Source organism: Coraliomargarita sinensis, assembly GCF_003185655.1.
Lineage (GTDB): Bacteria > Verrucomicrobiota > Verrucomicrobiia > Opitutales > Coraliomargaritaceae > Coraliomargarita_B > Coraliomargarita_B sinensis.
In genome coordinates this window covers 274,982-300,045 of sequence record NZ_QHJQ01000002.1, presented here as the reverse complement: position 1 = coordinate 300,045, position 25,064 = coordinate 274,982, and the positions used below count along the sequence as shown (strand labels likewise).

General features: G+C 56.3%; 11 protein-coding genes. 6 read left to right on the top strand and 5 right to left on the bottom strand.

All coding sequences use genetic code 11. From position 1 onward, the window contains the following. Window positions 1-24 precede the first annotated feature (24 nt). From DDZ13_RS03910 to DDZ13_RS03900, 3 genes are all read right to left on the bottom strand, one after another. On the bottom strand, window positions 25-8,988 hold the full coding sequence (locus tag DDZ13_RS03910) for a hypothetical protein (RefSeq protein WP_110130116.1): 8,964 nt from the start codon (window positions 8,986-8,988) through the stop codon (window positions 25-27). A gap of 36 nt (window positions 8,989-9,024) precedes the next feature. Beyond that, window positions 9,025-10,884 (bottom strand): hypothetical protein, encoded by a 1,860-nt coding sequence (locus tag DDZ13_RS03905; RefSeq protein ID WP_110130115.1) that lies wholly within the window; start codon window positions 10,882-10,884, stop codon window positions 9,025-9,027. A gap of 62 nt (window positions 10,885-10,946) precedes the next feature. After that, window positions 10,947-12,017, bottom strand: coding sequence for a hypothetical protein (locus tag DDZ13_RS03900; RefSeq protein ID WP_110130114.1), 1,071 nt, complete (start codon window positions 12,015-12,017; stop codon window positions 10,947-10,949). Window positions 12,018-12,410: 393 nt separating this feature from the next. On the opposite strand from DDZ13_RS03900, the gene DDZ13_RS03895 reads away from it, so the two are divergent. Next, the gene (locus DDZ13_RS03895) at window positions 12,411-13,718 is read left to right on the top strand and encodes an NAD(P)/FAD-dependent oxidoreductase (protein ID WP_110130276.1); all 1,308 of its coding nucleotides are present in this window, start codon (window positions 12,411-12,413) and stop codon (window positions 13,716-13,718) included. Window positions 13,719-13,965: 247 nt separating this feature from the next. Here DDZ13_RS03895 and DDZ13_RS03890 read toward each other — a convergent pair whose 3' ends face one another. Next, window positions 13,966-15,000, bottom strand: a complete 1,035-nt coding sequence (locus DDZ13_RS03890; RefSeq protein ID WP_110130113.1) for a Gfo/Idh/MocA family protein — start codon at window positions 14,998-15,000, stop codon at window positions 13,966-13,968. Continuing rightward, window positions 14,997-16,067, bottom strand: coding sequence for a transporter substrate-binding domain-containing protein (locus DDZ13_RS03885; RefSeq protein WP_110130112.1), 1,071 nt, complete (start codon window positions 16,065-16,067; stop codon window positions 14,997-14,999). The genes DDZ13_RS03890 and DDZ13_RS03885 overlap by 4 nt, the downstream gene beginning before the upstream one ends. 340 nt (window positions 16,068-16,407) lie before the next feature. On the opposite strand from DDZ13_RS03885, the gene DDZ13_RS03880 reads away from it, so the two are divergent. From DDZ13_RS03880 to DDZ13_RS03860, 5 genes are all read left to right on the top strand, one after another. Beyond that, entirely contained in the window at window positions 16,408-16,671 is a 264-nt protein-coding gene (locus DDZ13_RS03880) for a hypothetical protein (RefSeq protein ID WP_110130111.1), read from the top strand. Window positions 16,672-16,966: 295 nt separating this feature from the next. Further along, window positions 16,967-20,890, top strand: coding sequence for a phosphoribosylformylglycinamidine synthase (gene purL, locus DDZ13_RS03875; RefSeq protein WP_110130110.1), 3,924 nt, complete (start codon window positions 16,967-16,969; stop codon window positions 20,888-20,890). Between the two features lie 208 nt (window positions 20,891-21,098). Next, the gene (locus DDZ13_RS03870) at window positions 21,099-21,377 is read left to right on the top strand and encodes a type II toxin-antitoxin system RelE/ParE family toxin (protein WP_110130109.1); all 279 of its coding nucleotides are present in this window, start codon (window positions 21,099-21,101) and stop codon (window positions 21,375-21,377) included. Window positions 21,378-21,483: 106 nt separating this feature from the next. Beyond that, window positions 21,484-21,825, top strand: coding sequence for a HigA family addiction module antitoxin (locus DDZ13_RS03865; protein WP_199221045.1), 342 nt, complete (start codon window positions 21,484-21,486; stop codon window positions 21,823-21,825). A gap of 186 nt (window positions 21,826-22,011) precedes the next feature. Beyond that, complete coding sequence (locus tag DDZ13_RS03860) at window positions 22,012-25,050, top strand: metallophosphoesterase (RefSeq protein WP_110130108.1); 3,039 nt, start codon at window positions 22,012-22,014, stop codon at window positions 25,048-25,050. Window positions 25,051-25,064: the final 14 nt, after the last annotated feature.

Here is a 25,064-nt window from a genome sequence, read left to right as displayed (position 1 = left end):
GTCGCTTAGTGAGCTGGAAGTGACTTAGTTCCCGGAGAAACCGTAGGTCTGGAAGAAGAGTTTAATGTCGCTGACATTATCGATGAAGGTCTGAAGACCGGTTTCGGCATCCGCGCTGAGTGTGGCACCGGGAATAATCAGCAACCAGCGCGTGTTCCAGACCGAGCGGCCGACGAGGCGGGTATCGTAGGACATTTCCGTCTCATCAAAGTAGCCACTGTCGTGGTAGGCGCGGAAGCTGGAGAACTTGCGGATATCACCCTCCGTGCCGCCGAGCGTATCGAGCGGACGCCAGGACCCGTCATCCAGATTGGATTGAAGGATCGGGAAGGGAACGGGAATCTTTTGATCCAACACATCCCACATCCGCACGCCCAGATCCGTATCGGAAGGATAGGCCATCACGTCCGTGCCAACAGGCACGAGGTAGATCCGGGGCGTCTCGGAGAGGTCCGTCGCGAAGTCGCTGCTGAGGTAGCCTTCGAACCAGGCACCGACCGAAAGAATCTTGGTCGAGTAGTTCGTCGGGTCGTAGGCATTGTCACCACCGGCGAGGTTGAGCCCGAAGAAATTCTTCCGCGAAGTCACTTCGGAGGAGAATTCGATCACGAGCCCGGGCTCCGGATTAGCCGGATCGTAGGCCGCGAATGGGCGACAGTAACGACGGAATTCAGGCAAGTCCCAGAGGTTGTCGACCTTGGCGGCCTGCAACTCATCACGCCATGCTTGATCCGATGCGGGCGACGCCTCGCTGGATGGTGCGATGCGGAACATCTCACGGCGCAGGGAGAAGCGGCCGGACTCGGTTTGCGGATTGTTGATCCCGAGCTGTCCTTTAAGGACATCGAAGTTCGCCTTCAACATGGCGAGTTGCTCGGAGAGACCACCTTTACCGATGAGCGGGACGCCTGAAACCGGATCGATGTAACCCAGACTGCGTTCACCCACAATGTCGGTGAGGATGCCCTGAGCGGAGCCGGCGGCATTCGGATTCAGGTTGGTTTCGTAGTCGTATGCCTTGGCCGCGAGATAAGTGTAGCGGGCGGTAATGTCGAAGGCCTCCTCATAGCGTTGGAGCGCGGCGTTGCGCGCGACGCGGAAGGTCATGTCCTGGTAGCGGTTACGCTGCACCAGTTCGGCCACACGCTTGTTGTAGGCCTCGCGCTCGTCGATCAGTCGGGCCCCGCGTTGGAGCAAGGCGCGGTATTCCTCGGAGAGTGCACGCAGTGCTTCCTGCTCGCGGAATACGTTAATCCGGAGAATGGCGTCGTCCCCGATCATGTTCTCCAGCTCGACCAGAGCACTCTTCAACTCAAAGTTGCGCTCCTGCTTGTCGATGGCGAAGTCAAAACCAAGATCAGCCAACTCACGGCCGAGGTCGGCAGTATTGGCCACTGTGTTGGCGGTCACGCGTGCCGCCAGCAGAATGGCCTTCGCTGCGGTAGCACCGGTCGTGGCGGCACCACGGACGGCGGAAAGCGCATCCCCGGGCGAGATGGAGAAACCACCCGTCGGCAATGCCGTCGGTACGAAGTTTTGAATATCGTCACCCAGGTCACCGGCCACGTCACCGGCATCCTCGAAGGTTTCACCAAGAGTGCTGGCCACCAGGCTGGCTGTACCCAGGATGGTGTTGGTCGCGATCTGTCCGGCCAGCAGGCCACGGATTTCTTTGTCCATGTCCACCTGCGCGGCAATGAGGCGCAGTTGGAGGATCACTTCACCCTGGTAGTTATCCCAATCGGCCATTGCCTGTGCGAGGTTGGCTTCCTGCTGGATCATTTCGGCGATCTTAAGCTGCAAGAGTCCGGGAGAAGCACGGTCACCCCACTCTTCCGGTGCCGCGAAGGTATAGCCGGAAGATTTGATCGGGAGGTCCACGTTGGTCAGCGGCACACGCGCCCCGTCGGCGTCGAACTCGATGCCGTTCTCATCGGTTACGATGTAATTTACATCGTTAAACTCGGAGACCCAGTTGGAGGGCGAGCCACTCTGTGTGGAAGAGGAGAAGGTGGCGCGGAACTCCGTGTTGAGGTAGCTTGCCGGGGTCGAGCCCAAATCATCCCGGTAATCCGCGGTCAGACCGGGCACCGTGTCGGCGCTGATCGTACGAACCTGCGGATCCACGTACATGTAGAGCGATGTATCGGGGCCGCTGTAGCCGGCCGGGTAAGCGCGGCCGGAACCGATTGTGCCGGCGTAAGGCGTACCGAAGATTTCGATGAGCTCACCACGATAGGCAAGGTCCTCTTCAAACACCGCACGGCGGAAGTCGATCTCATCGTTGGCGATACCGCGCACCTGGTTGTTCAGGTCGTTCGCGTAATCGTAAACGGCGACCGCATTGTTGAGCGCATCCACCGCGCGCTGGTAGATCTGCTCGAAGTGTGTGGCTCCGGAGCCTCCGTCCAGTAGTGAAGGATCAATATCGAAGGGCACGGTGTTCCCGGAAATACCCAGTGGGTTGAAGCCGCTGTTCGCATCTTCGAACGTGCGCTGCACCGCATTCATATTGGCCGAGACCACGGCGATGTCCTTCACCGTCGTGCGATCCACTTTCTGAATGCCCGTGAAGCTGGAGTTCGGGTGCTCGGACGGAATGAGCGCGTTGGCCGTGACCCAGTCAAAGTAGGCGCCCTGACCGGCGCGGCGCGCCCAGCCCTCGACACCCCAGGCACGCTGCGGCTGGGTATCGAGATAGCCCTGCCATTGCGATTCGGGGTCGGCGACGTAGTTGTCGCGATAAGTCAGCGCGACAATCTCTGAACCGGCCTTCGCCTTGGCGGCGGCGACCTGGGCGAACTTCCGCTCATCGAGGAAGTCGACCTCGATCACGATGTCCTGCAGGCTGTAAAGCTCGGAGCGGGACACCCAGTTGAAGAATGGGTTATTCAACAACTCATACTGACCGCGCAGCGCCGTCAGGTAGTGCCCCCAGGCATCCCCGTGGCCCTGCGGGTAAAGAATCAGCGCGTCATCCTCATTGATAAAGCCGTCCTCATTGATGTCGGATAGGTTGTAGTTGGTCGCGTAGGCGGCCTCCCCTTCTCCCTTGGTAAAGTTCCAGAAGAGACGGTTGTAGACCGGGCGGGCCTTGAAGTCGTAAACCCCGCGAAGCAGGCCGAGTTCCTCCTCGATCTTCGAGCTAAGTTGGTTCTGGAAAGTGAAGACGGTCGGCGCAAGATTGCCGTAATCCACACTGTTGCTGCCGTGCCCGATGGTCGGGTTCTTGGCGTCGGCATAAGCTTCGTTCCCGAGCAGCATATAGAAGTCCGCCAGACGGGTTGATGCCAGGAGCAGTGCATTGGTGATACCCGGTGTGGATACCGGTGTCGAAAGGTCGATACTGAGGCTGCGTGCGCGGTTCAAGACCGTGCCGTAGAGTTGGATGAGACCGACATTTTCGATCACGTTCTTATCCGGATTCAGCGCAACCGGCCCCTCGTAGCGTTGGCCGAACTGCTGGATCATGCTGGAATAGGTGGCAGGATTGTCGCCATTGAAGTCGCGGATACGCGCCTCGTAGGGATTGACCGCATCCAGCACCCGCTTGACCCAGCCTTGCGCAAGCTGTGCCTGGTAGTCGGGCACGCCGTCGCCATCCAGGTCATTCGGCGTGGAGTTACCGGCACCGGCCCACTCGAAGGGAATTTCCGGATCGGCATCCCAGGTGACGGGATTGTTTGGCGTTTCGTCTTTATGACGGTAACGCACAAACCAGAGCGAATCAGCCAAGAGCAACTCAGGAGCAGAAGGATTGCCCTTCAGCTTAAGCTGGTAGAAAGCCTGACCGCCGTCACCGGATGGATCGGGGAAGAGCTTCCAGGGATTCGGAGTTCCGGCCGGGATCTGGTCGGGGGGCAACGCGGCGGTGCCGTCCTCGACCCGGTACCACCAGTCGAAGACGAGGTCGTCGGCCTGGGCCCCGAAGTCACCCGTGTGGCGCAGGATGATATTCTCGTCGAAAACGTTATCGGAAAGAAGAACCTTGACCGCACCGCGGTAGCGCTCGCGGCGATCAATCTTGATGACGTGCAGCACGACCGGTGAGCCGCCGAGGCTGGGATCGTTGTTTTCAGCCAGCGTCACATAACTGACATCAGGCAGCGTTTCGTCATTCGGATCGAGGAAACCGGGATTGGCAACGAGTGCGAGCCCCGGTCCGAGGGCCTGGTAGGCCTCGGCGGCAGAAGCTTCCACCACGTCCTCGCCATTCGGATTACTGATCGATTGCACCTGAAGACCGGCCGTATAGCCGCCACCAGCTTCGATACGTTCGTCGCTGAGTCCGTTCGGATTCCGGCTGAGTTTGTAGAGTGCATCCACCGCAGAGGTCCAGTCGCCGTTGTCGGCCACATCGGTAAACGGGCTGTCTTCGCTGATGCCCTTGAGCTCCTCGTACTCGGCCTCGGTCAGAATGTTCGGCTCGAGGACGTAGACCTGCGGGGGCGCCGCCGTAAGCGTTTCGTCACCGATATCCTTGTCGTTGACGAAGCCCTTGATCCCCAGCTGACCGGTCAGCGGATCGTAGAAAATTCTCTTCTTCAGGGAGGAGGAAAGGTCGCGGAAACGGTAGATCGTACCGTCCACCTCCGTGCGGCCGGTCGCCGGCAGCAGCACCTCCGGGAATCGGGCCACCGGCAGCGAAACGAGTCGCTGCTCCAGAGCGGAGATCATCCGTGCGGTATATTTGTCGAAGTCGTTCCCGTCCTGGTCGATCCCGTCGCCTTCGCGCATGTCGGGGTTGAGATCGTCATAGATCACCTCACCGGCAGCCCATGCGAGCACACCCGGCAGGCCGGGCTCACCGGGATTATCCTGGGCATATTCCCCTCCGGCGAATGTGAGTGTCTCACCGACCTTCATGACCGGAACCGTGGTCGGCCAAACCGTGGTGTAGGCAACGCCCTGTGCTTCCGGCGTTTCCGTCGGCAGCGTGTAATCGATATCAAAGGACTCCAGGTCGCGAGCCGCGTCGGTATTCGGCAGCCAGGCAACAAAGTCACCGACGCTCTTGCTATCGTCCGGCCACCAGAAATCAACCAGTAGCGGGTAGTAGAAGTATGCGCTGAAGGCGCCATCGCCGGAGACCGCCCAAGAGGTGTCCTTGTGATCAGTCCAGTAAACGAGCTTGTTCGGGTCGCCTTCCTTCGCGTAGTTGCTCGGGCTGAGCGTCGCGCCGCTGACCGGCCCGAGCGGATAGAATGGAATCACCGGTTCGCCCGCGACCATCTCCTGTGAGAAGCCGTTCGGGTAGTTGGTGGTGTCGGCACGCGCGACGGTAAAGACCGACATCTTGAATTCGTTGTCCGCCTTGTCCAAATACTGTACCAGCACGTAAGGATCGGAGGTGTAATTGCTGTCGCGCGAGGTGACATTGAGATCGTTCTCACGCAAGGCATAGGCAGCCAGGGGACGTGGCGCAACCGAGGCAAACCGCAGGGAAGGCGCCATCAGTGCGTGCTCCTCGTTGGGATTATAACCGGCGACCAGAGGATCGGGCTGGTTGTAGATCTGCACCTGCTCGACCCGTGCCGGGTCGAAGGTCGTCGCTTCGGGGAAGACCGTTCCATCCACCGTCAGGCTGGGCACGACAACCTGCTCGGAACCGTCGGCAGCCACACTCTCACTACCGAAGCCGCTGGATTGGAGTATCCGGTTCAAGCCTTCGGCGGGATTGCGCGGCCAACGCGGCAGGTAGCGCTCGGCCGCGTAGGGCCAGAGCATATAGTCGTTCAAGGTCGGATCATCATACCAGACCACCACGAACTCGTCGTTGGTCTCGCTGCTGGCGTTCGGGTTTTCATTGACCGGGATGATCGGGCCAGGACGTGTACCCTCTTCTCTCAGAATTTCGCCCGAGAACAGACTACGGTCATAAACGAAAGGATTGAAACGGGCCTGGTCGAAAAAGAGATAGCCGGTACCGAGCTCAGCCAGATCCAGATCGCTGGTGATTTTCCGACCGACGATGGCCGGCTTGGTGGCACCGAGGCCGGTGTTCCAACGTTTCGTCTGCACCACCTTGAGTTCGACGACGCTTTCGGAAGCCCCGCCGCGGCCGGAGGCCGTGATCCGGTTAAACTCGAGTACGGTACGGCCCGGTTGCGAAGCGGTGAAAAGATTGTCATCATCGACACTGCCGTCGGCTTCCGCGTAGGCCACCTCCTGGAAGATCAAATCATCGGGCTCCGTAGAAGGTGGATTCGGCACCAGCGATACTCCCGGTGTATCGGCAATGTGGTTATAGTTGGTAATACTCCAGAGCGAAGTGACTTCGACCTTCACCTGATTCCCGTTGGTGGCCGGCCAGAGCAGATCAAAGACCAGAGGACGCAGCGGGAAGAAGCGCTTGGCGGTGTCGTCCCAGATAAAGTCGGACGAGGTGGGCGTGTCGCTGGAAGGTGTGGCATTGGGATCATTCGCCAGCGTGGGCAACTGGTTGGCCGCAAGGCTGAACTTGCTGATCTCGTCCGGTGTGAACTGGACGAACTCACCGACGCCGACCGTCTTGTAAATAACCAGGTCGCCGAAGCTCCAGACCACACGGGCGGGACGTTCCAGCACGACTTCGCGCCCGATGTAATCGACCGCACCGTCACCACTGTTATAGGAGAAAATCTTGAACCCATCGTTGATCTGCTCGGACGTAAACGGATTCGTCAGCGAGGGGTTGAACTCGTCTTCTGCGGGTGAGAAGATGTATCCGTCACCATTGAGCCAACCGCTCAGGCCCTGTGGGCCGTCGGAAAATTGAATCTCTTTCGGTGCCGCAATGCGAACAGTCGCACTATCGTCATACCAGTAAACGCCATCCCCCTGGGAGTATTGCTCACTGGTGACCGAACCGTCGAGGTTCTCAAGATATTCGACCAGCACAAGCGGGTTGGCCGACTGCTTCGACGATTTGATGTCCACACCATACTGTAGTTTCCAGATGTACTCGACCGTAACGGGTTGCGTCATGGTGAATTCATCGACCTGTTGGCGGGGCTCAATGCTGGGAAATTCGATCTTGGAGGGAGTCGGCGTCAAGGCACCTGCGATGTTGAATGCGTAGGGAACATAGCGGACCGCCAGCCCGGGCTTGATCGCAAGGTCGCGCACGGCACCGTCGATTTGCAGAACAACGGGCGTGTCTTTCTCGACCCACTGCTTCCCGACGGCCGGCGAAGGGTTGCCGGAGGCGTCCGAATCCAGGGCGGGAATGTAGGACGATCCGTCCGGGTTACGGGCCTTACTCTCGGTATCGGTGAAGTCGGAAACCACGTTAAGCGCGTACTCGATCAACCATTCCAGTTTCACATCGGTCTGTTCAGCGATGGCGAAGGTGTAGACCGTCGCGTTACTGTCCTCGACCACGCTGTTAACGGAGAAATTCAGGAAGGTGAAACGCGTATCCGCATTGTCGACGATCGACGGGTTGCTGCCGGTCAGGCTGTCGGTTTCTTCGTCGCCACGCAGGTAGACGTTGCGCGGGACCTTGAGTTCGATCTCGGAATCCACGATCAACTCGATACTGTAGCTCTTGAAGAGATCCGGATCGATGGGGAAGTCGACGATTTCGGACAGTCGCGCGCCGTTAATCTGAAGGGAAGCCAGGACCACATCGGAGGCAATCGTCAGGTCGACCACCCGGGTGAATTTACCGTCCGGTTCGAACACCGCGATAAAACCCTGGTTCAAGTCCTCACCCGAAAGGGTGCGCTTTGAGTCCGCGTCCGGGCCATCCTGCATGGACATCGGTATGCCGTTGTAGGTGCCGGCCATCCAGAGACGCGAGTTCTTGTCATCGTAAGAGACATGCAAACTGTTCCGCAGCGGGGTAAACGGGGCCTTCGCGGGTGTGATGACCCATTCGTATTCAAAATCTGAATTCACCTTAAGGACGTAAGGCGCTTCCTCGGTCGAGGAGATCGTCCGGTAGGAATCACCGTTGTCGTCCACAAATTCGACTGTGCCATCGAATGCGAAACCGCTGACATAGACATTATCCAGCGCATCGGCATCGACACTGAAGAGTCTGCCCTTACCGTTGGAATTGGTCCCGGTGAGGCTGAAGTATGTGTTGGCCAGCATCTTGATGCTCTTGTTGGCGGTCAAATCGGGGGAGAATCTAGTCAGCTTGACCGCACCGGAGAGGCCGAGGGGGCCGAACTCGCGACCGATGAGATAAAGCCAGCCATTGCTGTAACTGATCCCGAAGGTGCTGCTGTAATCATTCATCGTGCGTGCCCGATACTCGGTGTAGTCGCTGTTCATTGTGATGATGAACGGACGGTCGGGCGTCAGCTTGTTGTCGGACAGTGTGTCATCGGGGTCGATATTCACTCCATAGAAATAAGGCGAACTGGCGGTCGGCGCAGGCGTGGTGTTCGAGGCGATCCCCGCAAAATAATAGTTGCCCGAATCGTCCGTCGTCACGGTGGTGGGATTGGATCCGGTGCTGCGGGGTCCGCTACTGGACACTGCGAATATTTGATAATCCTCGAAATTCAGAATATCTCCACCCGAACCATCTTCAATGACGAAGGACATCCCGGCGAGCGGCCAGGAAGGGCTGTCGATGACCGTCATCAGACGCTTATTCACGCTGGAATAAACCATGTCCTTGAAAGTCCAACCGGCCGGGGAGAAGCGGACCGGACCCACCACGCCTTCCTTGTCGTTGATCCCCCGGTAGGTAATCAACGTGGATGAAGCCACGTAAATGAGATCGTTATCACCGACCGCAAAGGCGACCGGATTGAAGCCGTTGATCACGATATTGTCACCCGCGTTGGTCAAACCGGCCTCGTCATATTTTACGATCACGGCATTACCTGCATCAGAGCCGAGCACATAGGTGTTTCCATCGCTATCCTGCTGCGTATCGATCGCGGTAAATTGCGAGGGTATGCCGTCGAGGAAGATCCGCGTATTATCTTGAGCGTGGGTGAGTCCACTCAGAAACGTCAGAAGGAGAAGGCTGAATAGGATGTTTTTCATGAGAAAGTGAGGTCTGACTGAGAACGGTTAAGACGACTAAAAGTTGAGGGTATCGACCAGGGAGATGCGGTTCAGCGTGAAGCTGCCCTCGGTTTTCAGGCCAATGTCCTGCGAGTTGCCCAGGGGCTTGTGCAGGCCGAAAATTTCCTCGCGGTACGTACCGGTGATGCGAGACACACCGTATGCAGCACGGTCGAGACCGCTGGCGGCGCTCGTCGGATTGACTTCGAGGCTCACCTCGCGGGTGATCGCGATACCTTCCGTGTGATCGGGGTGGAGGCGGTGCATAAAGGGATTCGTCGGTGCCAGCGCAGGTAGGAAGAACTGGGTCTCGACAGTACCGCCGGGTACCAGTTCACCACTGAAGGCGACGGAATCCTGAGGCAGTCCGGCGACTTGATTACGCACGGCAATCAGCGCGCGTTTGACGGCGCGGTCGGCAAAAAACTCCAATTGATCATCGTCGCTCACTCCGGCGCCGACTTGAAAGGCAACTTCGCTCGCGGCAGTCGACGCGGCCAGGGCGGCGGCCTCACTGAAATCATCACTGTTTACGAATTGGTCGTAGGCCGCAGTCGGTGTCGTCGCAAAGACAGGCGCTGCCTGAATCGCGGCAAAGGTGTTATCGGCAGTCGCTTCCACGACCTCGGTCAGTGCCTGTGGGTCGGCGTCGATCAGGACTTGTGCGGCCGCGGATTCGGCGGTTTTGCCCAGCAAACGCTCCAGGGCGTTGATGGCACGGGGGTCACCAAAAAGGGAGGCACTCTGCAAAGCCACCGCAGCCGAATCGGCATCCCGCACAGGATCTTCGAGAATAAGGGCGTCGCGGATCGCTTGTTGGATCTCAGCCGGGTCAGTGGTGCGTCCCAGCTCGGTAATCGCGGCGTTGACTGCAATTTCCACGATGAATTCAGGCAAAGAACTGTAAGCCTCACTGGCTAGATAGCGGTTGTAGGCCTGGTTGACATCGGCAGCGTTGTGCCAGGCATCAATCGCGGCAGCCTCGGCGGCGGTGACCTTTTCCGAAAGCTCGGCACCAGCGTCCAATGACCCGACGGCGTTGGCGGCACTCTCGGTCAGACGGGCGATCGCTTCGATACTACGGGTATCTGAGAATACGGAGTTATCCCGCAAGGCGACCGCAGCCGCCATCACGACGTCAAAGTTGGCCGAACTTGTCGCGGATGGGGGCAGCGGGCCGTAGGGCGTGCCCGGGCTGTAGGCAAAGTCCGCAACCGTAAGAGAGTTCGAATCGATCAGCCCGGCGACATCAGCCGCCAATTGCTGAACCTCGGCCTCGGTGAAAAAGTCGTCGGTGATGAATGAACTCGCCCCGGTACCACTGTCCAGATAAGCGGTCGAGACATCGGAGGCTTCTATAATTGGATCGAGAAAGCCGTTAATGTAGGTTTCGATGTCCGCAGCTGAGGAATTCTTATCTTCCACCGCACGGGCAACGGCTTCGTCGATGATTTCGTTGAGTGCCGTCACCGCCTGGGTATTGCCGAAATCGTAAAAGGCGGTGGCATAGCGCCGCGCAATACCGGGATAGTTCGGATACAAAGTGGGGTCCGTGATCAACAGCACATCGATGTCGCCGTTCGCCGCCACGGACTTCTCGACCACAGCCACGCTCTTGAGGAGCGAGGCCTGACCCGCGCCGTTCACATGCACAATCAGTCTAAGGTAGGCGGTATCCGCCGTCGGTGTGGTGATCGCCGGGTCGGTAAATTCGTAGGTATTTGAATCGCCCACGGCACCGGTCGCTTCATTGACCGCGTTGAGCGCTACCTCGCCCACCCATAGCCCCTGCGAGGGATGTGCCGCCCATAATTGGCAGCCGGCAAAACTTAATAAGGTGATCGGAAGAACGATGGGTTTCAGAAATGAGCGCATGGTAAGTTCTTGATAAAATTTAAGTCGCGGATCGTGCGTTTATGGTCGAAAGGCCAGCGGGATTAGTTGGCAAGATCGGGGCGAAGAGAAAGAATCGGAACGTCCACCCGAAGACCGGCATCGGAAGTGAAAACGAGCGTGGTGCTCATCAAGGCGGCGTTGACCTGACTCTGCTCGACCTCGATCGCAAGTTTTACGGCTTGCCCCGCTTCCAGAGTGCCCAGTTCAAGACCGTTACCCATCGACACCGAAGTGGCGGTAAGCGGCTCTTCGGGAGCATTGACGATACGCACCCGGTATGCGAGGGGCAGTTGGCCGGTTGAGCCCGCCTCAAGACCGATGCGGATTGCCTGCGGGTAACTGGCTTCGTTGCGGACCACGATTTCGCGGGCTCCGGTTTCCTGACGATAAAACATCCCGCCGTTGCCACTCCCGGAAAAACTGACGCTGAAAGGACCACTGAATTCCGACGCCCCCTCCGAAAAAACCCAATATGCGCTACCGGGCTCCATCAAATAGGATGCCGGTTCGGTGATCAGCGACCATCGACCCTCTTTGAGTGTGTAAATCCGCATGTCCTCGTGCGGCTCGGATCCAGCGAAGAAGTTGCCTAGCGTCGGGGCCTCACTGGCGTGGATGGGAAAACCGACAAGACTGAAGGTATTGGGATAGAAGGTCGCCGTTCCGTAAAATGGTGTGCCTGTCACGGTGAAGGTGTGCGCCTCCTCACTGAAAATCAGGTAGGCCTGATGGGCCTGCATGCGGTAGAGATCGGTCAGTAGATGATCGTCGCGACCGGGTGCATACCACATACTCCAGTTCTTGCGGTCGCCCAACAGGTCCGCAGGGCTCTCGATGAACTCCATCGAAGTGGCCGGCCGGAAATAGGCGGCCGCGATTCCAACCGGTGTGCCCGCAAAAAAGTCGTTCGGGGCCGCATTGGTCGGCTCAAGGTCAAGATAGACCGCGTTCCATCCCGCTTTCAGCTCAATCGTCTGCGTGCGCAGCGGGCCGACACTCTCCGTATCCTGTGCCTGCAACTGATTCGCCAGAAGCGAGAATGCGATACCTATGACGGTTAAAGTCGGTGTGCGTAAGACAGTCGCAAGGAAGGAAAAAGTCGGTGTCTGCATGGAGTCGAAGTTTGGAGATTGTCACGAAACTAAGGAAGTCGTTCACGCAACTAGTTGAAATTACGTGCTTTAATACTCCAAGCGACACGCTGAAAATACAGGGGTTAGCCGAGAATCAATATGAGGGATGAAGCAGTAAGGCAGTAAGGTATATATGAGTTTGAGTAGGTTGTTGTATCCCCCGCTTGAATACGCGCGATAAAAAATTGTCAGACGATTCAAATGTTTAAGCTAAACTTTTATCAAACATTCTTCTATTAGATATTTTAATACTAACGGCGTGATTCATAATCACCCTGTAAAATGCGATGCCTGGCAACCTTCTGGGAAGAAAAGGAGACAGTTGATCGCCTATCGCATGTAAGCTGCCGCCACAAAGACCGATGGATTGAGATGGCTAAGAAAAAAATCGTCGTGCTGGGTGCAGGTTTTGGTGGACTCGCTTTCACACGTGCACTCCAGCATAAGGACGCGGAAATCACTTTAATCGACCGGCAGAACCACCACCTCTTCCAGCCCCTGCTCTATCAGGTTGCCACGGCTGGTCTTTCTATGCCGGAAGTATCGGAACCGGTGCGCACGATTTTTCAGAAGCGCCGCGACGTCAATGTGCTCATGGCCGAAGTGGAATCGATCGACGTGGAACGCAAGCGCGTTGTTCTCAAAGGTATCGACTCGGTGGAATACGACTATCTTGTCGTCGGAATGGGCATGGTGAATGCCTACTTCGGGCATCCGGAATGGGCCAAGCACACCATCGGCCTGAAGTCCCTGGATGAGGCCCGCCGCATCCGCCGGCAAATACTCCACGCCTACGAACGGGCCGAAGCCACGAAAGATATGGAGGAGCGCAAGCGCCTGATGACGCACGTGGTCATCGGTGGCGGGCCCACCGGTGTGGAAATGGCTGGCGCCATCAGCGAATTGACCAAACGCGTCTTCAAACATGACTTTCGCTCGATCCGCCCGGAGGATTCACGCATCGTCCTGGTCGAGGCGGCACCCAGAATCTTGGGGGCCTACACCGAAGCCTCATCCCAAAAAGCCACTGAAGATTTGAAACGCCTGGGTGTCGAGGTCATCACCGACGCCCCGGTCAAGGATGTGCGCGCCGGTATTGTTGAGCTGGACGGTCAAATTATTGAGTCCGAATCCATTATCTGGACAGCCGGCGTCGAAGCCAACCCCGTCCTGCGCAGCATCCCCGCTGAGTTTGACCGCCGGGGCCGTATCAGCGTGGAACAGGATACCTCCCTGCCCGGCTACCCCGAGGTCTTTGTCATCGGCGATGTCGCCAACATGACTGACATCAAGGGCCAGCAAGTCCCGGGCGTCTCCCCCGCAGCCATGCAGATGGGGAAACACGCCGCCAAAATTATTAAAAAGGAACTCAAGGAGTTTCGCCGCATCCCCGTAAAGGAACGCAAGCCTTTCAAATATTTCGACAAGGGCACCATGGCCACCATTGGACGCAGCAAAGCGGTGGCAGAAGTCGGCGGCCTGAAATTCTCCGGCCCCTTCGCCTGGGTACTCTGGCTGGCCGTCCACCTCATTTTCCTCGTCGGTTTCCGCAACAAGGCAGCTGTCCTCTTGCAGTGGGCCTACGCCTACATTGGCTACCGTCCCGGCGCCCGGGTCTTCGACCTGCGCAATCCCGACCCGGCCCCAAAGCCGGAAGAAGTCGTCCAAGAAAAGGTTTAGTCTGGTTTTTACCTCGTAGAGTCTCAGCTTGCGGATGCCAGTGCGCTCAGGTTCACTGCCGCTTTCACGATGAGGCATGAACTATTCTCATTAACCATGCTTCTCGGTGCAGCCTGCATCAATGCAAAGGATAAATGCGAGTGTCCCGAATAATACTGGCATCCGCAAGCGGAGCCTCTACCGATTACCGACAACCGCCCACCGATCATCGCCCTGTCACGCCGTAGTCCCGCCGGGCAGAGGCGGATCAACCATTTACCCGGTCCGCCTCGTAGCTCAAGCCGATTTCCGCGCGCCAACGATCCAGCGCCTTCATATTGCCGAGCGTATCATCGTAGCGCATGGCCACTTCCTTGGCACCGATTGGCTGGCCCTGCATCTCTTGGGTAAAGGATTCGATTTCGTAGGCATAGAGATGCCGTGAGGTATCGGTCGGGGTGACTTCAGGATTTTCGCCGCCGTTCCCTTCGACGCGTAACTCCCCCTTGCAGTGCCAGGGCTCGGTGATCGTGATTCGCCCCGTTTCTCCGTAGATGCAGGCGAGATTGGGCATTTCCACCCGCAGGGCGGCGCTGGTCTTGGCCAGGATGTCGCCTTCAAAGCGCATGATGGCGGTGGTCCACAGATCGGTCCTGGCCTGCGTGTCGAGATGCCCCACCGCCTGCAGCTCGATGGGCTCGGCGAAGAGGCGGTCGCGGGCGCGCCCGGCGACCAGCCGGCAGAAGGACATGCCGTAGCAGCCGATGTCGAGGATGGCCCCGCCGCCGAGTTCTTTCGCAATCAGCCGGGAATCCGGCCCCATGTCCGAGTGGTAGCAAAAGTTCGCCTCGATCATCCGCACCTTACCGATGGCGCCGCCCTCCACCAGATCGACCACCTTATGCATTTGCGGGTGGTGCCGGTACATGAAAGCCTCGCGCAGCAGGCAGCGATTCTCGTCGGCCTGCTGCTTCGCCCGTTTGGCCTCGCGAAGGTTCATGGTGAGCGGCTTTTCGCAAAGCACATGCTTGCCAGCCTGTAACGATTTGATGATCCACTCCAGATGAAAGGGATGAAGGGTGGCCACATAGACCGCCTCCACCTCCGGATCGGCCAGCAGGGTCTCGTAGCTGCCGTAGCTGCGGGTGGCCCCGTGCTTGCCGGCAAATTCCGCCGCCCGCGCCGCATCCCGTGCGGCCACCGCGTGCAAGTCGCTGCCCTCGGCTTCTTTTAAAGCTTCGGCAAATGTACCGGCAATTTTACCCGCGGAAAGAATCCCCCATTTCACTGATTGCTTTGTCATGGTTGTCCAAAGTAAGTGGCCAGCCCGTCACGCCAAGCATCAGCTTGCGTCACTTCCAGCAAGGCACGGTTGACCGACTCGCGCAGCCGCGAACCCGCCTGCAGACCGAACGCATACGCTTGCGGTTCCAGCAGCTCGGGCAGGACCGAAAGGTCGCCGGCATCGCGCTGCTCGAGTTCATAGCGTAGGATCGGCCGGTCATGCACCACCGCGACCAGGTCGCCGGCTTCGAGCTCATCCATCATCTCATTCAGGGTGGGATAACTTCGGTAGCGGATACGCTCGTCCTTGAGAAATCTCGCGGCACTGGAAGACTCCAAAACCCCCACCCGCTCACCGCGCAGATCCTCCAGACTCTCGATCCGGCTCTCCAGATTGCTGACGGTTAGGGAGGAGGCAATCGCCGCCGTGAAACCAGAAATAATAATGATGGCGGCAAACATCCAGACCAGTCCCACAAACCGTCCAGCCGGAGTCACCGGGGCTTTATCGCCGTAGCCGACCGTGGTCATCGTCACAGCCGACCACCAGAAACCGGAGCCGATGCCCTCGGCGGTCGTCCCGCCGAACATCTCGTTCTTCTTCCGCTCGAAAAACCACATCAGCACCCCGAAGATCGCAATGACACAGGCCAGCGCCCCCGCCGCCTGCAGGAAAGGGAGCGAGACGAAGCGCCTCACCGTCTGCCACCAGCCGCTGGGCTTGACCTCGGTCGCGATCGCCAGTCCCGACTGCATGAAGGGCATTGTAAAATCGAATACTTTCTCCCGCTCGGCTGTAATAGTCAGGGGGGCCACCGCCACATCGACCTCGCCCGCCTCCAGCGCCTTCAACAGATCCGCCAGACGGTAGGTCTCGTATTCGAAGCTGTAGTTATTGCGCGCCGCCACCGCATTCCAGAGGTCGACCGCGATACCCGACCAGTTCCCGGCCGTGTCTTTCATGGCAAAGGGCGCCGTTTCCCGTAAGCCGACCTTGATCGTGGCCGACGCGTCCTGGCCGGAAAGCGAAGCCAGGAAAAAACTTTGGAGGAGCAAGAAGAAGGTCAGGTAGTATCGGTAAGCCATGCCCAACAAGCCTACAGGCTTCACCGTGAAGTCAAAGGGAATGCCGCGAAAAAGCCGGCTTAAGATCCGTAGAGGCTCCGCTGGCGGATGCCAGTCGAAGCGAGCGTGGGTCAACCTGAGCGGAGGATCTGAAAGTTAAGCACCATTTGACTGGTTCAGGCAGATGAGCTTAAGAATTATAAACGCGGACCCTGCGTAAGCAAAGCTAGGTTAAACGTACCACCAAATATCGACATCCCCATCCGCGGTGAAAACTTCGCGCATCGTCGCGACCCTTCGCGGGCAAAAAAATAAACTTTCATAACCTTGTGCCGCGCCAGCTAAACTCTAGTTTCCAACCATGAAGCAGACTCTCGCTCTTCTCATGTTTGGGACGCTTGCCCTTACCTCCGGCTGTAGTTGCCTCCCAAAAGGCTATACGGAAGAGCGCTCCGTGATCAAAAATGCCCAAGGCGAATGGGAAATGGAGACCCGAAAGCGCTATCATTCCAACGAGCGGGATGACGAATCCGACTGGCACGATAAACCTTTAGAGCAGCTGGCCAAGGAACCCATCGACGCCTCGAAGCTCTTCAGCCGACCGGGCCCCGAGGATCATTACTGAGAGATTTGAACAGCAGAGGCGCAGAGAACGCGGAGTTACCTCCATGGAGGAGCTATTCGCTTGAATGCTATTAACTTTTTTTCGCCCTCTTGTCCCTGCGAAGCCGGATCGACGGTTGAAAATCCCCTGGCCTCAGTCGCAGTAGGTCGAACGAACCACAGCAAACGACAAAATTTTCGTGCTCGATAACATCGAACATTGAACATCCAAGTCCGAACGTCGAATATCGCGCGAAAACTCACTCATCCATTCTGCGTTCAATGTTCCATGTTGGACGTTCGACGTTCTTCTCCGCATGCAACCAATCATTCTTCAAGGCCGCCCGGCATTTTCCGATTTCCGTCTCACCGCGCTCCAGAAAGCGCTCAATGAAGCCATCGACGCGCACGATATCGCCTCGATCGATGCCGTCGAATGCTACTTTATCGAGTCCGAGGGCCCGCTCGACGACCAGACCACCGAGCGCGCCTTCGCCCTGCTCGCGGCCACGGAGCACTTCACCCGCAACGACGAGGGCGGCTTCTTTGTCACGCCGCGCAAGGGCACCATCTCTCCCTGGTCCTCCAAGGCCACCGACATCTTTCACAACTGCGCCCTGAGCGACGTTCTCCGGGTCGAGCGCGGCATCCACTTCATCATCACCTCCGAGGCCGGGCTGGTGCTCGGGATTGAGGAGCTGGGCCTCGCCCTGCTGGCCCTGCACGACCGCATGACCGAAGCGATCTACGACCAGGTTGACGACTTTTTCCAGCATCTCCAGCCCGCTCCGCTTCGCACCGTCCCGCTCATGGCGGAGGGCCCGGAGGCCTTCAAGAAGGCCAACGTGGACTGGGGGCTGGCCATGTCGCCGGAGGAGATCGACTACCTGGTGGCCGCCTACCAGAAGATGGAGCGCGACCCGACCGACGCCGAGCTCGTCATGTTCTCGCAGGTCAACTCGGAGCACTGCCGCCACAAGATTTTCAATGCCGACTGGATCGTGGACGGGGAAAAGAGCGAGCGCTCCCTCTTCAAGATGATCCGCAACACCCACGAGCTCAATCCGGACGGCGTGCTGGTGGCCTACTCGGACAACTCGGGCGTGCTGGAGGGCTTCCCCGGCGACTGGTGGGAGGTCAACCAGGCGGACGGCAGCTTCCGCTACCAGAAGACAGCCTCCCAGCTGGACATCCTCTGCAAGGTGGAGACCCACAACCACCCGACCGCGATCTCCCCCTTTCCCGGGGCCGCCACCGGCGTCGGCGGTGAAATCCGCGACGAGGGCGCCACCGGCATCGGCGGACGCTCCAAGGCGGGCCTGGCCGCCTTCATGACCTCGAACCTGGAAGTGCCGGGCTACCCGCTCCCCTGGGAGAAGCCCATCGCGGAGCACCCCGGCCGCATGGCCTCGCCCATGGACATCATGATCGAGGGCCCGATCGGTGGCGCCGCCTTTGGCAACGAATTCGGGCGTCCGCAGCTCTGCGGCATGTTCCGCACCCTCCAGCTGGAGCACAACGGCCAGCACCGCGGCTACCACAAGCCCATCATGGCGGCCGGCGGCATGGGTAACCTCAAGCGCGAACACGTCGCCAAGAAGGACATCCCACCCACCGCACTCATCATCCAGCTCGGCGGACCGGCCATGAAGATCGGCCTCGGCGGCGGCGCGGCCTCCTCCATCGGCGCCGGCTCGCAGTCCGAGGCGCTCGACTTTGACTCCGTCCAGCGCGGCAACCCGGAAATGGAACGCCGCTGCCAACAGGTCATCGACGGCTGCATCGCCCTGGGCGAAGGCAACCCCATGCTCTCGATTCACGACATCGGCGCGGGCGGTCTCTCCAACGGCCTTCCGGAGCTCGTCGAGGCCACCGGTGGCGTTTTCCACCTCCGCAACGTCCACAACGAGGACTCCTCCATGTCGCCCATGGAGATCTGGTGCAACGAGTCCCAGGAGCGCTACGTCATGGCGGTCATGCCGGACCGCATCGAGGCCTTTGAAAAGCTCTGCACCCGGGAGCGCTGCCCCTTCGCCATCGTGGGCGAAGCCACCGACGACGGACGCCTCGTCCTCGAGGACTCCCACTTCGAGAACAAGCCTATCGACATGGAAATGGGCGTCCTCCTCGGCAAGACCCCGAAGATGCTCAAGGACGTCACCCGCCTGGTCGAGGACCACGCCGAGCTCGACGTATCGGAAATTCAACTACCCGACGCCGTCGACCGCGTGCTCCGCTTCCCCGCGGTGGCCAACAAGACTTTCCTCATCACCATCGCCGACCGCAGTATCACCGGGATGGTCGCCCGCGACCAGATGGTCGGCCCTTGGCAGACCCCCGTCGCCGACGTCGCCGTGACCGCCAGCAGCATGGACAGCACCACCGGTGAGGCCATGGCCATGGGGGAACGCACCCCGCTCGCCATCCTCGACGCGCCCGCCTCCGGCCGCATCGCCATCGGTGAATGCCTGACCAACCTCGCCGCGTCCTACGTCGGCCAGATCGGCAAGATCAAGCTCTCTGCCAACTGGATGGTCGCCGCCGGTGAGCCCGGCGAGGACGCCAACCTCTACGACACCGTCAAGGCCGTCGGCATGGAACTCTGCCCCGCCCTCGGCATCTGCATCCCCGTCGGCAAGGACTCCATGTCCATGCGCACCAACTGGCAGGACTCCCAGGGCAAGGACCACAAACAGGTCTCCCCCCTCAGCCTCATGGTCACCGGCTTCGCCAGCGTCGAAGACGTCCGCAAAACCGCCACCCCCGACCTCAAGTCTGCCGAGTCCGCCCTCCTCCTCATCGATCTGGGCTGCGGCAAAAACCGCCTCGGCGGCAGCACGCTAGCGCAAGTCTACAACCAAGTCGGCAACGCGTGCCCCGACCTCGACGATCCCGAGCTGTTCAAGGGCTTCTTCAACGCCATCCAGGAGCTCCTCGCAGAGGACCTTATCTTGTCCTACCACGACAGATCGGATGGCGGCCTCCTCGCGACGGTGGCCGAAATGGCCTTCGCCGGCCGCAAAGGCGTCAACCTCATACTGGACAAACTAACCTCCACCACCGACCACTCAACCACTCAACCACTCAACATCCTCTTCTCCGAGGAGCTAGGCGCCGTCCTAGAAATCGACAAATCCCGCCTCCTCGACATCACCGCCATCCTCAACAAACACGGCCTCTCCAAAGTCACCCACCTGATCGGCAACACCACAACCGATCTCCAACTCAAGGTCAGCCTGAACAACGAAGCACTCTATTCAGAAAGCATCACAACTCTCAACCGCGCCTGGTCCGAGCTCACCTACCACATGCAGGCCGCCAGGGATAATCCGGCCTGTGCAAAGGAAGAATACGACCAACTCCTCGACGAAGGCTCCGCCGGCACCCTCATCCGCCCGGAGTTTGATCTCGATGAGGTAGAAACCTTCACACCTTCCACCTTCCACCTTCCCACCGGAAACCGGCCCAAGATGGCCATCTTCCGCGAACAAGGCATCAACGGCCAAAACGAAATGGCCTTCGCCTTCGACCGCGCCGGTTTCCTCCCCATCGACGTCCACATGACCGATCTCCTCGCCGGCCGCGTCGACCTGAAGGACTTCGCCGGCCTCGTCGCCTGCGGCGGCTTCTCCTACGGTGACGTCCTCGGGGCCGGATCCGGCTGGGCCAAGAGCGTGCTCTACAACGCCAAACTGAAGGACATGTTCCAGGAATTCTTCGAGCGCCCCGACAGCTTCACGCTCGGGGTCTGCAACGGTTGCCAAATGATTTCCCAGCTCAAGGACATCATCCCCGGCGCCCAGCACTGGCCCGAGTTCAAACGCAACCGCTCCGAGCAGTTCGAGGCCCGCTACGCCAACGTCGAGGTCCTCAAGACCCCCAGCCTCTTCTTCCAGGGCATGGAAGGATCACTCCTGCCCATCCCCGTCGCCCACGGCGAAGGCCGCGCCGACTTCACCCACACCGGCGACTTCGAAAAATGCCTCACCCACGACCTCATCGCCCTCCGCTACATCGACAGCAAAGGCGAAGCCAGTGAAGTCTATCCGATCAATCCGAACGGCTCCCCGAATGGCTCCACGGCCTTCACGACCGAGGACGGTCGGGCCACGATTATGATGCCGCATCCGGAGCGTTGCTTTAGGTCGGTGCAGATGAGCTATAAGGCTCCCGGCACCTTCGAAGGTGAAGCTGGACCCTGGCTAAAGATGTTTCAGAATGCCCGAAAGAACGTGGGTTAAGCACTCTTAATCATAATCCTAATCTTACTCTTAATCGAACTGGATTCAATTAACCGCAGAGTGCGCTGAGGTCGCAGAGTGAATTTTGAGAAGAGAATCTCAGCGTTCTCCGCGCACTCTGGGGTTGAATCAAAGATCAATTTATTACGTTCAGTGTAACACCTAACCTTGACAATAATTACGCCGTGCGTAATTTCGTATTACACAAATGATCCAGAGCTTTAAAGGGAAACCCACCAAAGCTCTGTGGGAGGGCAAACGTTCCGGCCTGCCTCCGGATGTTTTGCCTCGAGCCGCCAACAAACTCTCCATCCTCAACGCCGCCACTTCGCTCGACACCCTGCGTATTCCACCCAGCAACCACCTCGAAGCCCTCACCGGTAAACGAAAGGGCCAACACAGCATCCGCATCAATAGTAAGTGGCGCATTTGTTTCCGCTGGGAAGACGGCAACGCGTACGACGTCGAGATCACCGACTACCACTAATGTTAAACTTTTTTTAAAACCGTTAATTTACGTTTATTCACGTTAATTAACGGTTCCTTCCCATTCCAACTCACAACAAACAACCAACAACAACCAACCCCTCCCCATGACCCCCGAAGCCAAAGCCATGCTCGCCGCCACCCCGGGCAGGATTCTCCTCGAAGAATTCCTTGAGCCCATGGGCCTCAGCCAAGCCGAGCTGGCACGCCGCACCGGCATCCCCGCCTCCCGACTGACCGAAATTATTAAGGGCCGTCGCGCCATCACCGCCGAGACCGCCCTCGCCCTCGGCATCTTCTTCAATATGGAAGCCCAGTTCTGGATGAACCTCCAGTCCCACTCCGACCTCCGCCGCGCCCAGATGGAAAAAGAAATCGAGTTCCGCAAACGCATCGACCCGCTGCCGGTTGCTGCTGTCGCCGAGAACCAAGTGGAGTATAATTCCTAGCCATATATGACCTTTCACCCTTCTTATCGCACTGTCGGCCAAAAGATATGTTTGCAGGCGAAGCTTGGCTTTGGTTGAAAATGTTTCAGAACGCGCTGAATCTAATATCTTAAAGTAAGTGAATTTTACCGTAATTCGTGTATTCCTGAGCAAACGCTCTCAATTAAGTAACTAGATAGCTTTGCCATGAAAAAAATTAACATACTACACATTTCGGACATTCATGCGCGAACCGACAGAGAGCTTGAACTTGATATTAGAACAAAAGCACTTATTCGGGACATTGAACATCTAAAGGTCGAACCCGATATTATTATTGTGTCCGGAGATTTAGCCTATTCAGGGAGACCCGAAGAGTTTGAGTTAGCCGATAAGATTTTCAGCAAGCTCTCGAGAGGCTTAAATATATCAGCTAAAAATTTCATGTTTTGCATGGGCAATCATGATATCGACCGTAGCAAAATCGATACAATGGCTGAAGCAGGACTTATTAGCAAAATATCCGACACAAATCTAGCTAGTGAAGCGTTTGATCATACTTCTTGGACGATGCCTAGACAGCAGAACTATCTGAATTACCTAAATACTAGAGGTATAGATACAACTTCGCCGTCATACAGTAGAGTATTTGAAGTGAGTGATTTTAAGGTTGGTATTTCCAGTTTCAACTCATCATGGAGGTGCTCTGGAGACACTGACAAAAACAACTTGTTTCTCACCGATCCCCAAGTGCATGCTCTACATGAAGAAATCAAGGATGCAGAATTAAAAATTGCTATTATGCATCACCCCATGGACTGGTATCATGCTACTGAGCAAACTCACGTCCAACCAGATCTTTACAGGCGGTATGATTTTGTCCTTACCGGACATCTTCATTCACCAGAGTCCAGCTATCAAATTACACCGAATAACGAGAGCCTGATATTCACGGTTCCAGCATTTTTTGATGGTGCAATTAGCGGAATACATGACGGGTATAACTTTTATACCGTTGATCCAATCGAACGTTCCGTTGCTTGCCATCATCGAAAATTCATACGTGAAAGAGAAGATTTCGATAGACATGTTGAGCACGCTAAAGATGGACAATCGCAACTACCGCTACCGCAACAAGCAATCCCCACTTTAGCTCCATTACATGTAGTCAAAAAGATGAATGAGGCAGTTACCAGCCTCGAACTAAGTGTTCGCGAAGAACTAAAAATAGCTCAGAAGTTAGATAATCCCATTATTGTAAATCCACCTTTCAAGGAAGTTACCTGGAAGAGAGAGGGGAAATCAGAAAACCATGTTAATGATCCATATCATAATGCATCCGAAACCTCGTCTATCATATACGGTGAACCTGATTCTGGAACAACCATCTTCCTAAAGGAATTATGCTCTAAAGTTAATGCGGTGCGAAACGAAAGATATGCATTATATTTTGAAAGTCAGGAAGTCGCAGGTGTAAAAAAGCCTGAACAACTACTGCGATTCATCAATAACCGCGTGGATGAGGAAATCGGAGAGTCGAAAAATGAAGTTCAGCTAACCATCGCCATAGACAATTTGAACTCTAGCAACAGTGATTTCATTGGTAGATTTCTAAGCCTGGCAGCAGAACAAAAGTGGCATATTGTGTTGTGTGTAAAAAATGACATGTTGTTCGATGCTATCGGACCTGAACTGTCGCTGAAAGGCATAGCATTTCTAAGACTATCTCAGTGGGGACCAAGCCGTTTAAAGGAATTTGCGACAAGGTATCTAGAAGCGCTTGGAAAAACAGTTGATGTAGATGCTGCTATTGAATTCTTGGAAAACTGTCTGGCAAACTCTGACATACCCGTAACTCCATTCTTAGTTGCAGTATACCTGAGAGTGTTCTGCGAGTTAGGTAATGAACTGAGTGGCCTTAACTTTATACGCTTACTCGAAAAAATGGAAGAAACTGGCTTAGACCAAGCTGAAGGAGAAAGTGCATATTCCATTTATAACTTAAGACTGATATTACAAAAGCTAGCAATCTTATGCTACGAGCGAAGTAGCCTATCCGTAGATAAAAATGAACTAGAGAGCATCATAATTGAATTTTTTGATAAGAAGTTGTTAGACTCAAATCCGAACAAGTTTATTTCTCATCTGTGCCAGTCTGGAATTGTATGCGAGAAAGATAACTACATAGAATTTACGTGTTACGTGTTCTACAATTTTTACCTAGCGCAAAGCCTAGAAAAGGGCTTTTTGATACTTAAAGATAATCTTACCGACTTAGATAGTGCACTACGTTTAGGTGACGCCTTGTCCTATTTCTCGGGACGCCAAAGAGAAGATCAATTCATCGCGACTCAACTACTGCGATATATAGAAAAAGAATATCCGATTGAAAATGCCGTTACAGTCACGCACCTAGAAGAACATATCAAACACCTACTTGAGCCAAGAAAGAACGCCGACGAGCGTGATGACATAGCTTCAAAAGCAGTAAAGCGACGCAAAGATCTCAAAGCTGCAGATAAAGACTTCGAAGAACGAAGGGCTGAACATCGCGAGGTAAGCGAGAGCTTAATGGGCTACAAGACTCCGTCTACAGATATCGAAAAAATAATAAGACATGTGCTGGCATTACGCTCGCTTTATAATGTCGTAAGAAATGCAGAGCATATCGACGGACCAGATAAGCTAGTTATTCTTAGCAAAGTCATAGACCACCATGTTCATTGCAACATGAGCCTCATCACTCTTCATGCAAAAGCGTTAGCTAGCGAAGAGCTACACTCATTATCAGCATATTTAATTACTTTAGGAGGAAGTTCATTTCTCACAGAACATCTAGGAGCAGAATCACTAAAAAGAGCTATACTTAAGCTTCTTGAGACCGAAACTGATCCACTCAAGAGATTCCTCTTAATATCACTATATGCGGACTTAAGACTGCCGAACTACATTAAGATGTTCGAGTCATTTATTACCGAAGCAACTAATGTATGCCTAATCGAGATGTCGTATGCAAAAGCCAACGACCTACTGATAAAATACGAGCAGGAGAAATTACCTACACAACTAATAGGCCTTTTTAATACTGCTTTCGATAAGCGGCAGAGCCTGACAAGTAAACTTACGACTATAAGCTATAGTCAAAAAGACATTAAGCCTAAAGATACACTTCAAGCTCGAGATGCAGCACTTAACCACGCTAAGAAGATGCATTTTCGATACCGAGAACTCAAGAAGATGCAGTAGATTATTATTAGTTA